The sequence below is a fragment of the Bacillus sp. 005/A4HT-01/001 genome (genome assembly GCF_004634445.1).
GTDB lineage: Bacteria > Bacillota > Bacilli > Bacillales > Bacillaceae > Bacillus > Bacillus altitudinis.
The window spans coordinates 66,231-79,402 of the sequence record NZ_SEIZ01000007.1 but is presented as its reverse complement, the minus strand read 5'-3'; the positions used below and the strand labels follow the sequence as shown (position 1 = coordinate 79,402).

The 13,172-nt window shown below is 41.4% G+C and carries 9 protein-coding genes; 6 read left to right on the top strand and 3 right to left on the bottom strand.

Features of this window, described 5'->3' with window-relative positions:
* Positions 1 to 118: 118 nt before the first annotated feature.
* The 6 genes from ES896_RS17265 (at position 119) to odhB (ending at position 9,332) form a co-directional block, all read left to right on the top strand.
* On the top strand, positions 119 to 1,450 hold the full coding sequence (locus ES896_RS17265; protein ID WP_056704786.1) for a C40 family peptidase: 1,332 nt from the start codon (positions 119 to 121) through the stop codon (positions 1,448 to 1,450).
* 77 nt (positions 1,451 to 1,527) lie between these two features.
* On the top strand, positions 1,528 to 2,106 hold the full coding sequence (locus ES896_RS17260) for a superoxide dismutase family protein (protein WP_007500730.1): 579 nt from the start codon (positions 1,528 to 1,530) through the stop codon (positions 2,104 to 2,106).
* An 89-nt stretch (positions 2,107 to 2,195) separates the two neighbouring features.
* On the top strand, positions 2,196 to 3,074 hold the full coding sequence (locus tag ES896_RS17255) for an ATP-binding protein (protein WP_017367449.1): 879 nt from the start codon (positions 2,196 to 2,198) through the stop codon (positions 3,072 to 3,074).
* An 11-nt stretch (positions 3,075 to 3,085) separates the two neighbouring features.
* A complete protein-coding gene (locus ES896_RS17250; RefSeq protein ID WP_135227102.1) occupies positions 3,086 to 5,002 on the top strand; it encodes a vWA domain-containing protein in 1,917 nt (638 codons plus the stop codon).
* A 224-nt stretch (positions 5,003 to 5,226) separates the two neighbouring features.
* A complete protein-coding gene (gene sucA, locus ES896_RS17245) occupies positions 5,227 to 8,061 on the top strand; it encodes a 2-oxoglutarate dehydrogenase E1 component (protein ID WP_035703265.1) in 2,835 nt (944 codons plus the stop codon).
* Positions 8,062 to 8,075: 14 nt separating this feature from the next.
* Positions 8,076 to 9,332, top strand: a complete 1,257-nt coding sequence (gene odhB, locus ES896_RS17240; protein WP_007500721.1) for a 2-oxoglutarate dehydrogenase complex dihydrolipoyllysine-residue succinyltransferase — start codon at positions 8,076 to 8,078, stop codon at positions 9,330 to 9,332.
* 31 nt (positions 9,333 to 9,363) lie between these two features.
* Here odhB and ES896_RS17235 read toward each other — a convergent pair whose 3' ends face one another.
* The 3 genes from ES896_RS17235 to ES896_RS17225 form a co-directional block, all read right to left on the bottom strand.
* The gene (locus ES896_RS17235) at positions 9,364 to 10,314 is read right to left on the bottom strand and encodes a bile acid:sodium symporter family protein (RefSeq protein ID WP_135227101.1); all 951 of its coding nucleotides are present in this window, start codon (positions 10,312 to 10,314) and stop codon (positions 9,364 to 9,366) included.
* A gap of 150 nt (positions 10,315 to 10,464) precedes the next feature.
* A complete protein-coding gene (locus tag ES896_RS17230) occupies positions 10,465 to 11,289 on the bottom strand; it encodes a superoxide dismutase (protein WP_135227100.1) in 825 nt (274 codons plus the stop codon).
* On the bottom strand, positions 11,282 to 13,159 hold the full coding sequence (locus tag ES896_RS17225) for a terpene cyclase/mutase family protein (protein WP_135227099.1): 1,878 nt from the start codon (positions 13,157 to 13,159) through the stop codon (positions 11,282 to 11,284). Before ES896_RS17225 ends, ES896_RS17230 begins: the two co-directional genes overlap by 8 nt.
* Between the last annotated feature and the right edge of the window lie 13 nt (positions 13,160 to 13,172).

Here is a 13,172-nt window from a genome sequence, read left to right as displayed (position 1 = left end):
AGTAATATTATAGAAATAAAGATAAAATAGTGCAAGAGAAGCAGAACCATTAAATGCTAAACTCAAAACTAGTACATAAGTCTTATGGGACGAAATCATGAAAGGCGGAGATTCATCTATGAAGAAAAAAGTAGTAACCGGCCTCACAGTTTCAGCGATCGCGGGCTCAGCTGTTATTGCTGCACCGGCAGAAGCACAGACGATCAAGGTGAAAAGCGGTGACTCACTTTGGAAGATTGCCGAACAGTACAACACAAGTATTTCGGAACTTCAATCTCTTAATCAATTAAAAACGACGATGATTTTTGCAGGACAAAGCTTAAAGATTCCTAGTGCAAAAAGTTCAAAATCCAGCTCATCAACAAGTTCAAAAGCAACGAAATCAAGTGCTTCAACAACATCTAGCTATACAGTCAAGCTTGGGGATTCATTATGGCTGATTGCGAAGAATCACAAAATGTCAGTTGCAAGTTTGAAAAGTTTGAACAGCTTAAACAGTGACCTCATTCGTCCTGGACAAAAGCTGAAAGTGTCTGGAACGACGAAAACGAGCGGCAGCCAGTCCACAAATTCAAACTCAACATCTAATTCTAGCTCAAGTAACAAATCAACGAATTCTAATAGTTCGTCGTCAGCATCTAGTACATATAAAGTGAAATTAGGCGATTCACTTTGGAAAATTGCCAATTCGTTAAATATGTCGATTGGTGAAATTAAAACATTGAACTCGCTAAAATCTGATACGATTTATCCAAATCAAGTATTGAAGGTAAAAGGAACGGTGACGTCAAAACCAAGTCAGCCGAAAGCACCTGCTCAACCTAGCACGCCTTCAAACAGCAATCAGTCTTCAAGTAGTAAAACAACATCTTATACGGTTAAATCAGGTGATTCATTATGGAAAATTGCGAATCAGTTTAAGGTGCAGGTTCAATCAATCCGCACAGCAAACAGCTTGAAAAGTGATGTGCTGAGAATTGGACAAGTATTAAAAATCAACGGAACAGCTTCCGGTTCAACTGGATCTAATGGTTCTACGTCAAACGGTTCAACAACACCGGTCAACAATAATAAAAATGACGTTCCAATGAATGCCAAAATCACGACAATGATTCAAGAAGGTAAAAAACTCACAGGCATACCTTACAGATGGGGCGGCAATACACCAGCTGGATTTGATTGTAGCGGCTTTGTTTACTATCTCATTAATAAGGTTTCATCAGTATCTAGATTGAGTACAGCAGGATACTGGAATATGATGACGCCTGTCAGCACACCACAAGTTGGAGATTTTGTTTATTTCACAACGTACAAAGCAGGTCCTTCTCATATGGGACTATACCTAGGTGGAGGAGATTTCCTTCATGCAAGTGACAGCGGAGTAGGAATTTCAAACTTAAGCAATCCTTATTGGAAAAAAGCCTACCTAGGTGCGAAACGTTTCTTCTAAAAAAGCCGATCTTCGGCTTTTTTTGTTTGCCTTCTCATCAGTTTGTCCATACTGATAACAAAAGGGGGCAGTCATAAATGAAAAAGTCAGTGTGGATGATCATGATATGTTTGATCTTTACCGCATCAGCATGTCATGCACCGCCGAAAAAAGAAACGACAGAAGAAACAAGAGAAGTTGCCGCACCTAAACAAGCACCAGTCACAACGTCACTCATAAACGAAAGCGGACAAAAAATAGGGAGCATTGAAATAAGAGAGTCCTCAGAAAATGGGCTGGATCTGCATGTGAAAGCGAAAGGACTGCCGCCAGGTCCTCACGGCTTTCATATTCATGAAACAGGAATATGTGAAACTCCAGATTTTGAAACGGCGGGGGCTCACTTTAATCCGACCCATAGAGAGCATGGCTTCGACAACCCAAAAGGGCATCATGCTGGAGATATGCCTAATTTAGAAGTAGGGGCAGATGGACAAATTGATGTTGTTGTGAATGTACCAGATGTGACGTTAAAGGGAGGCCCAAATCAATTAATCGATCAAAACGGGCGAAGTTTCATCATCCATGCAGAAGCAGATGATTACTTAAGCAACCCTTCTGGCAACTCAGGGAAACGCATTGCTTGCGGAGCCATCACAAAAGAAATGGTAAAATAACAGAAGACGAACCTTTATGTATTGAGTGCATAAAGGTTTTTTTAGTATACTTGGTGAGGAAAATGATCGAAGAGAGGAATTAATCATATATGTTTAACCAACCATCACTCCCAGAAGAAATTCAAGCAATGATCGAAGCAAAAGGAAAAGTTCTCGAAGAAGAATTTCGTCCGCTCATCGGAACAGGCGGCTATGAATCACAAGATACGTCTATTATTCAAGATGCCATGATTGCACTTGCCCTAGGAAAAAATGTTCTGTTAAAAGGACCGACGGGCTCAGGTAAAACAAAACTAGCAGAAACTTTATCCGCGTTTTTTCAACAGCCGATGCACAGTGTAAACTGCTCAGTTGACCTTGATGCAGAAAGTCTTATTGGCTATAAAACCATCCATAATGATGGACAAGTTGCTTCTATAGAATTCATTGAAGGACCCGTTACAAAAGCAATGAAAAAAGGACACCTTTTATATATTGATGAAATCAACATGGCAAAACCAGAAACACTGCCTATTTTAAACGGTGTGCTTGATTACAGAAAAATGATGACAAACCCATTTACAGGTGAAGTCGTTAGAGCAGAAGAAGGTTTTGGCGTGATTGCAGCAATCAATGAGGGGTATGTGGGGACAGTGCCGCTCAATGAAGCGCTGAAAAACCGTTTTGTTGTCATTGAAGTTCCTTACATTGGCGGTGGCATTTTAAAAGAAGTACTGCACACTCAATCCGTATTAAAGGATGAGCGGTTAATCGATCAATTCGTACAGCTCTCATCAGATCTCATCGTCCAAGCACACAATGGACAGGTCAGTGAAGAAGCCGCATCCATTCGTGCACTGTTAGATACATGTGATCTTGCGCAATATATCCCGCCGCTTCGTGCAATTGAACGAGGAATTGTAGAGAAGCTAGAAGATGACCGGGAAAAAGCAGCGGTAAGAAATATCGCTCAAACATTATTCGAGTGAGGTTCTGACTTTTGAAATTCATCAAATTTAATGACAGCAGAATCGATTCATTTCTATTTATGGAATTAACGGATTTAGCCAAAACACTTGCCAAAAGTGATGATGTGGAGCTTGAATACGGTGTTCAGTCGTACTATGAACCGTTTGAAAAGAAAATTTTCATCAGCCATTTTTGGGATGATCGTCATCAAGAGGATATGATGGCAGGCCTAAAAAGTGATGTGTTCCTGCGAGCAGTAGGGACAGTGTATAGCGATCTTACAGTATTTGAAGACATCATTTCCTATGCCCACACATTATCCATTCCTGATGTGTGCAAACAATTGTTTATGCTGTTTGAAGATATCCGAATTGAAGAGCGGATTAAACGTGACCGCCCAGGAACAAAAAAGGTATTTAAACGGAGAAGGGAGCTTTACAGACGGCACTTTAAAACACAATTAACGATTAACCAAGAGCGTAGTATTTTAACAGATGCACTCTTTTGTGCGATATACGTGAAGCTGACAGCCGAATCTCCGCTTGAAGAAATTCCACCCCTTCATGAGCGGATAGATCCAATGATTCCGTTTATTGAGTCAAGTCTTGAACGTGTATATGACGCACGCTCGACATCTGATATCGCCATCATTGTGAAGGAATTGACAGAAGGCTTCGATGAGCTCCTTGAAAAGGATATGCTGAACACATACTTTTTCTTCCCAGAATTGGACTATGAAAAAGCGGCAAAAGAACCGCTTTTCCATGACCTCAAAAGAAAGCCTAAGTTAAGTGAGGATATAAAAGTCGATCGGGAAAAAGAGGGGGATGAAGACATCCATAATGAATATATGGAAGTATGGCATAGAGAAACGGAAGCACCATCTAAAAGTTTCCTTCAATTTGATTTAGAACACGGTGGTAAAAGCGACCTCGGTAAAGATGCAGCAAGAGAAGGTGACGATGGAGATCAGGCGCTTGGAACGGTTCAAGGTTCAGCCAAACAAACCCATCGAAAAGACTATTCAAAGCTTGAAGCACTAGAAGAGGCAGAAGGAGAAGAAAGCGGGGCAGATGCGCATGAGAATGGAAAAGAAAACAAATATGCGTTTCCAGTCATGATTTCACCAGAACCTCCTTCACCAGAGCAAATAGATGTGTACAAGCAGCACGCAAAGGCAATCGAGCCTTATCAGAAACGCTTAAAACAAATGATTCAAAAAACACTTGAGCATAAAAAATCATGGCCAAAAACAGATCTTCATGCAGGGCGTCTCAGTAAAAAGCTCATTCGTTATTTTACAGAGTCCAATCCTCGACTATTTTATAAAAAACAAGCGCCATCTTCTCAAATTGATGCTGTGTTCACTTTATTAGTTGACTGCTCTGCAAGTATGTTTGACAAAATGGATGAGACAAAAAAAGGGATTGTTCTGTTTCATGAAGCTTTAAAATCAGTGCAGGTACCTCATCAAATTGTAGGGTTCTGGGAAGATACAAATGACGCAACTGAAACAAGTCAGCCGAACTACTTTAACACCGTCGTATCGTTCAAAGATTCCTTATTTGACGCAGGACCATCCATTATGTCACTTGAGCCAGAAGAGGATAACCGGGATGGATATGCGATTCGCCAAATGACAAAAATGATTTTAAAACGAAGAGAAGAGCAAAAATTCCTCATTGTTTTCTCAGACGGAGAGCCGGCTGCATTCAGCTACGAACAAAATGGGATCGTGGATACACATGAAGCGGTTCTCGAAGCGAGAAAAAAGGGAATTGAAGTGATCAATGTGTTTTTATCCAATTCTCCGATTGAAGAGGCGCAGATGAAAACGATCCAAGATATGTATGGCAAGTTCAGCATTTTTGTACCGGATGTCGATACATTGCCAGATGTGCTCTATCCATTACTCAAGAAATTGCTGCATAAAAGCATTGGGGCATAAGGTTTTGCCCCTTTCTTTAAAATATTTTTCGGAATGATTTAAATTTTTTGTTTTTCTTTGAATTTTTTATCTTTAATTGAACAAAGAATGTAGAAAGTAATCCGAAACAGTGGTAGAATATGATTGGAAGCGTTTTATTACATAAATTTGGTCATTGTGTTCTGGAAGTTATATCGAGATAGTGTTCAATCACTTGATGATCAAAGTTGGGGGTAGTGTTCAAAATGTTTCAAAATGATGTGAAACAACCGTTGAGTTGGGAAGAATTTCATGGTCCGAACCTCGGCTACGTGCTCGAGCTCTACGATCAATATGTCCAGGATCCTACTAGTGTTGATGAAGACATAAGAGGCATATTTGATGAACTTGGTGCACCACCGAGTGAAATGAAGGAGGAAATTGGGAAAAAAGAAAATAGCGTAGTTACTTCTGAACAAATCCAAAAGATAGCATCAGTCGTTAAACTGGCAGAAGACATCAGAACGTATGGCCATTTAAATGCTTCCGTCAATCCTCTTCGCAAAGAAAAGGAATTACAAGAGCTGTTTCCATTAAAGGAATACGGTTTAACTGAAGAAGACGTTAAGAATATTCCAATATCAATTATTAGTCCAGATGCACCTAAACACATTTCAAACGGCATAGAAGCCATTAACCATTTGAGAAATACGTATAAGCGTACCATTTCATTTGAGTTTGATCACGTACATGACTTCGAAGAGCGCAACTGGCTCTCTAAATCTATTGAGTCTGGCGAATTATTTAAGAAAAAACCAGCAGATAAACTAGTTTCTGTACTCAAAAGATTAACAGAAGTCGAGCAATTTGAGCAGTTCCTTCATAAAACATTTGTTGGACAAAAGCGTTTTTCTATAGAAGGATTAGACGCACTTGTTCCAGTACTTGATGAAATTATATCCGAGTCTGTTACACAAGGGACTTCAAATATTAACATTGGAATGGCACATAGAGGCCGTTTAAATGTATTAGCACATGTGTTAGGAAAGCCATATGAGATCATTTTCTCAGAATTCCAGCATGCGCCTAATAAAGAGCTTGTACCATCAGAAGGCTCTATTGGCATCAGCTACGGATGGACAGGGGATGTAAAATATCATCTCGGTGCTGACCGCCAAATCAAAGATGAAGATACAAAGAGTGCAAGAGTCACACTTGCCAATAACCCAAGTCACTTGGAATTTATTGACCCGATTATTGAAGGAAGCACTCGTGCAGCGCAAGAATCGCGTACTCAAAAAGGCTATCCAGTTCAAGACGTTGAAAAAGCGTTAGCCATCTTAATTCATGGGGATGCTGCATTTCCTGGAGAGGGAATTGTCGCAGAAACATTAAATTTAAGTCAATTAGTCGGCTATCAAGTGGGGGGAACGATCCATATCATTGCCAACAATATGATTGGATTTACCACAGAAAGCAATGAATCTCGTTCAACGAAATACGCTAGTGACCTTGCAAAAGGTTTCGAGATTCCAATTGTTCACGTCAATGCAGACGATCCAGAAGCTTGTTTAGCAGCTGTTCAGCTGGCGGTAGAATACCGTAAACGGTTTAAAAAGGATTTCTTAATTGACTTGATTGGCTACCGCAGATATGGCCATAACGAAATGGATGAGCCTTCTACTACTCAGCCAATGCTGTACGATGCGGTCAGAAAGCACAAAACGGTCAAGAATATCTTCGCAGATAAGCTTGTCACTGAGGGCCTTCTGTCAAAAGAACAAAGAGAAGAAATTGAGCAGGCTGTCACGGCAAAAATTGAAGAAGCTTATAAAAAAGTACCTTCAAAGAAAGAACATACGATTCAAGAAATCGAACTGCCAGAGCCTGTATCTAACGGCTTCCCTGCAGTTGATACATCTGTAGAGTTTGATGTATTAAGAAAGCTGAATGAAGAATTAATTAGCTGGCCGAAAGACTTCCAAGTATTCGGTAAGCTAAAGCGGATCCTTGAAAAACGTGCAAAAGTGTTTACAGATGATCGCAAAGTGGAATGGTCACTTGGTGAAGCACTGGCATTTGCATCTATATTAAAAGACGGTACGCCGATTCGAATGACCGGACAGGATTCTGAGCGAGGCACATTTGCTCAAAGAAACCTTGTTCTTCACGACAGTCAAACGGGTGATGAATTCATTGCTCTTCATGAACTGAGTGATGCAAATGCATCATTTACAGTCCATAATAGTCCACTGTCAGAAGGCTCTGTCATCGGGTTTGAATATGGTTATAATGTCTATTCTCCTGAAACATTAGTGATTTGGGAAGCTCAATTTGGAGACTTCGCAAATGCGGCTCAAGTGTATTTTGATCAATTTATTTCAGCAGGCCGCGCCAAGTGGGGACAAAAGTCAGGGCTTGTGATGCTCTTGCCACATGGATATGAAGGACAAGGTCCAGAACATTCTAGTGGAAGAACAGAACGTTTCTTGCAATCAGCTGCTGAGAATAACTGGACAGTTGCGAACCTGACAAGTGCAGCTCAATACTTCCATATTCTTAGAAGACAGGCGAAAATGCTGCTTCGTGAAGAGATTCGTCCTCTTGTCATCATGACACCGAAGAGTCTGCTTCGTAACCCGAACACATTATCCGAAGTCCAAGAACTAACAGATGGACAGTTCCGTCCAGTTCTTGAACAGCCGGGCCTTGTGCATGATCATGAAAAAGTAACACGCCTTGTGCTATCGAGCGGGAAGGTATCGATCGATATTAGTGATCGTTTTACTCAAATGGAAGACTCAAAAGATTGGCTTCATATTGCGAGAGTGGAACAATTATATCCATTCCCAGCCAAAGATATTAAAGCCATTTTATCAAAACTGTCGAACTTAGAAGAAATCGTATGGGTGCAAGAAGAACCGCAAAATATGGGCGCTTGGGGATATATTGAGCCATATTTACGTGAAATTGCATCTGAAAAAGTAAAAGTACGTTACATCGGCCGCAGAAGACGTTCAAGTACGGCTGAGGGTGATCCAACTGTTCATAAAAAAGAACAAGAACGAATTGTATCTGATAGCTTGACTCGCAAAAACTAAGGGGGAAATGAAAAATGGCGGAAATTAAAGTACCTGAACTAGCGGAATCAATCTCGGAAGGAACAATTGCTCAGTGGCTAAAACAGCCGGGCGATTATGTTGAGCAGGGGGAATACCTGTTAGAACTTGAAACAGATAAAGTCAATGTCGAATTGACAGCTGAAGAATCTGGTGTTCTAAAAGAAGTACTGAAAGATTCTGGTGACACTGTCCAAGTTGGAGAAGTCATCGGAACGATTGCAGCAGGTGAAGCTGGCGGAAGCGAGTCCGCAGCTCCAGCACCTGAGCAAGATTCTGCACCAGCTTCGAAAGAAGAACCAGCAGCTGAACAAAAAGAAGAGGCAGCAAAAGAAGAGCCGAAATCTGGTAATGGCAGAACGATCGCTTCTCCAGCAGCTAGAAAACTAGCAAGAGAGAAGGGGTTAGACTTATCTGAGATTCCAACCGCAGATCCGCTGGGCAGGGTACGAAAGCAGGATGTAGCTTCTTACCAAAAGAATGAAGCTCCTGCAAGTGCACCGAAAGCCGCGCCAAAAGCAAATGCTGCGGTGCAAAATGATCAAGCAGGGAAACCAGTTGAGCGTGAAAAAATGTCACGCCGCAGACAAACCATTGCAAAACGTTTAGTTGAAGTTCAACAAACGGCAGCGATGCTGACAACATTTAATGAAGTCGATATGACAGCTGTCATGGATCTAAGAAAGCGTCGCAAAGATGCCTTCCTTGAACAAAACGATGTGAAACTGGGCTTCATGTCCTTCTTCACAAAAGCAGTGGTAGCAGCACTTAAAAAATATCCACTTCTCAACGCAGAAATTCAAGGTGATGAGCTTGTCATTAAAAAATTCTATGACATCGGTATTGCTGTAGCCGCCAATGAAGGGCTTGTGGTACCAGTTGTCCGTGATGCAGACAGACTATCGTTTGCTGGAATTGAAAAAGAAATCGGTCATCTTGCGAAAAAAGCAAGAGATAACAAATTATCGCTCAATGAATTACAAGGTGGATCATTCACGATCACAAACGGAGGAACATTTGGTTCTCTGCTTTCAACACCAATTTTAAACAGTCCTCAAGTTGGAATTTTAGGTATGCATAAAATTCAACTTCGTCCTGTTGCAATTGATGAAGAACGCTTTGAAAACCGTCCAATGATGTATTTAGCTCTTTCATACGACCACCGTATTGTCGATGGTAAAGAAGCTGTTGGGTTCCTTGTCACGATTAAAAATCTACTTGAAGATCCTGAACAGCTATTGCTTGAAGGATAATCGAAAGAAAAAGCTAGTACCCTCATCGGTACTAGCTTTTTTGGTCTTTATTTTCTGGGTAGCCTCTTTTTGACCAAAATGTTGCCAGCCAAGAGCCAGATAAATTATGCCATACGCTAAAAATGGCACTGGGAACGGCGGCAAGTGGAGAAAAATGTGCGGTCGCAAGGGCTGCGCCAAGTCCAGAATTTTGCATCCCTACTTCTATTGAAATTGCTCGTTGAGAAGGAATGTCCATTTTACACCATTTTGCAATGAGGTAACCCAATAATAGACCAAGAGCATTATGTAAAACAACAACGGCAAAAATAAGCAGTCCAGATTGCAGAATCTGTTCTTTATTTGCACTGACAACAGCTGCAATGATGGCGACAATGCCAGTAACAGATACAAGCGGGAGTGCTTGTACAGCATACGTCACTTGTTTTTTAAAAAACAATTTGACGATGACACCTAAAATAATCGGAATTAAGACAACTTGGACAATCGACAAAAACAAAGCACCCGGTGATACAGATAACCAAGATTTTGCAAAAATATAAATAAAAACAGGGGTCAAAATGGGAGCAAGTAGGGTCGAGATCGTTGTCACGGCAACAGATAAGGCCGTATTCCCTTTCGCTAAAAAGGTCATTACATTGGATGCAGTCCCGCCTGGACAGCAGCCGACGAGAATGACACCAACAGCGATTTCAGAAGGCAAATGTAACCCATAGGCCAATAAAAATGCTATGAGTGGCATCAGTGTATACTGCGCTAAAACCCCGATCAATACATAAAGAGGCTTTCTAAAAAGCTCTTTAAGATCTTCAGAAGACAGCGTCAGCCCCATGCCAAACATAATAATGCCCAGTAAAAAAGGGATATAAGGTCCAATCAAAGAAAATGCCGCAGGAAAAGTAAAACCTAGACAAGCAAAGACAATGACCCATATAGCGAATGTTCTTCCTGCAAAGTGACTAATGTGTAAAAGGGTGTTCATACTATCTTTCAACTCTCTTTCTTTTCATATCTTTTCTATTTTAAATGAATTTTCTGAAAAAACAACCTATGATTTTGTAATGGGTGTTCATAATATTATTATGTTAACTAATAAAACCCACATAGTAAATGAACTATGTGGAGTATGCGATCAAAAAGGTGTCCATTTCAATTGTTGAGCCTGTTTTAGTCTTGCTTCTGGCTCACGCCAGTCAACGACATTCCACCACCGGTCTACATATTGCGCCTTTTCATTTCGATATTGGAGGTAATAGGCATGCTCCCACACATCAAGAGCAAGAAGGGGGATGATGTCCCATTGTGAGAGGAACTGATGGCGTTCTGCTTGTAAAATGTCTAAACGCTGAGATCGAGGGGACCATACAAGAATCGCCCATCCGACACCTTCTACTTGTTTGGCAGCAGCTGAAAAATGTGACTTGAACGCCTCATAGCTGCCAAATGATTGATCAATGAGACGAAGCATTTGACCAGTAGGTTTTCTTTTCCCTGAAGGACTCATGGAAAACCAAAAGATACAATGTAAATAATGTCCTGCCCCATGAAAGGCAAGCTCACGTTCCCAATGCTTGATCATGGTAAAGTCATTGGTTCTTCTTGCTTTTTTTAGTGCAAGTTCAGCTTGATTTAGCCCATCAACATAAGTTTGATGATGCTTTTGATGGTGCAAGTACATGATTTCTTTTGAAATATAAGGTTCGAGCGCGTCATACCGATAAGGCAGTGGTGGTAACTGATGATTTCCAACTGCTACATCGCGCACTTCTTCGTGTGGATGCTGCATGTCTTCTGCAATCCTTTCGGCTAGTTCGTACCATTCTTGTTCACTGGAATCATCATCCTCCATTTTGAGTCGTAAATGTTCCACTTTTCGATGGATATTATCATCTTGCCACACATGTTGAATCGTGCTAAGCCACTCTTTGAGCTGTGAGCGATATTCTTCTTTATTCATGTATACGCCTCATTTCCTCTAAAAATGTAGAACAAGCCATCATCGGAAACACAAATGGGTAGCTATGATAGGTGATGTAAAATTGTTTTGGCAGTCCAATGCCGACCGGATAGTACATGGCTTCTTCAGTATGGTGATGGTTCACTAAAAAGGAGACAGCTTTCAAAATGGCTGCGTTATTTGCTTTCTCATATTGGAGGAGCGCCTCTGTCGCCCATGCGGTTTGAACCACTGTGCCAAAGGAAAGCGGGACATAGGTTTTCAGTTCTGCACTTTTACACGATTCTCCGAAACTGCCATCTTCAAGCTGAATCTGCTTTAGGAAACGGCACGCTTTTTGCACAGCAGGGTGTGAGGAGGGAATGCCGGCCGCTTTCAGTCCTGTTAACGCTGCCCAAGTTCCATAAATATAACAAACACCCCATCTGCCAAACCATGATCCGTTTTTCTCCTGGTGGTCAATGAGCCATTTTACACATCGATCTTTTTGCCTGAGAATCGTGGGTGAAGCAGTCTCTTTTTCTTCTAAACCAATCAAATGGAGCACACGACCAGTAATATCAGGAGTTGACGGATCAATCGCCGCATCCTCCGCAGATTCAAGCGGAAGGTGACGAAGTAGAAAGTGATCTTGATTTTTTTCGAAAGCAGAAAAGCCGCCATCACGGTTTTGCATGGAGAGAAGCCAGTCATATCCTCGTTTCCACTGAAGTGGAGCGTATTCTTTTGGGATCGCTTTTAACACAATTTGCGTGTCATCACAATCAGGATTATTCGTATTGATATGTGAGAAACCAAAGCCACCAGGAGCAGCATGCCGGTTATGAACTGCCCAATCCGCTTTCTTCATTTGCTGGCGGTCCAGCAAATAGGTGAAGGAATTCATGATCATGGGATCTTGTCGTTTTCTTCCTGCTCTTTGAGAAGCGTAACTGACAAGCGCTGTATCCCACACAGTCGAGGTGGAATTCTCAGCATATATCTTGCCTTGACAGGAGGTGACGAGCTTTTTCATACCTCTGACTGCTTTTTGGATGAGATGATGTCCAGGGGAGTACCCAAGGCTCATGAGGGCATAGACCATAAAGATGGTTGCACTTAAGTAACTGTACAGCGTCCCATCTTTTTCAAGACGGTCAAACATGTATCGCTTTGCCGCTTCATATCCGAAAAAGTCGATCCGGCTGTCGAGGGCTGTATATGACCGCATATACATGAGGAAGTGATCCGTCGAACGTTCTTCTCTTGCCATAAACCAGTCAAATGGATTTTTAGACATGTTTTCATCAAGATGGGCTAATGATGGAAACGTAGCATGAGAGGTATACCGTTTGTTCAGTGCGATCATCATGGGTACAAAATGAATCCTTGCATAGGCACTAAGGTGGTAGAAGTGTAGCGGAAAAGACGTAGGGATGAGTAAAAAGGAAAGAGGTGCATAGAAGTAGGGCCAAGGGTGCATGCCATTTACGGCAAGCATCCACTTTGTCATAAAATGAACGTTCTTTAGTCCACCTTTTGAGCGAATATATTGTGCTGCTTTTTCCATATGGGGCTCGTCTTTTTGAAATCTGCCAGATGCGAGCATGCCGCAATAACCTTGTACTGTAGCTGTGAGATGTCCCGACTGGTCATGATACAAAGAAAAGGAACCATCTTCATTTTGTTTGGCATGTATTGCTTCGGCCAATTGATGAATCAATTGCTGATCAGGGTCACCAACGGCTTTTAACAGCATAATGAAAAAAGCATTTGTCATCATAGGTCCTTCAAAGCAGAAAATAAATGCGCCATCTTCTCTTTGTCTGCGTTCTACCTGCATGTGCAGTTCATCGATATATTCGTTGACTCTCGTTTTAAAATCTTGCATTCGGCCATGCTCC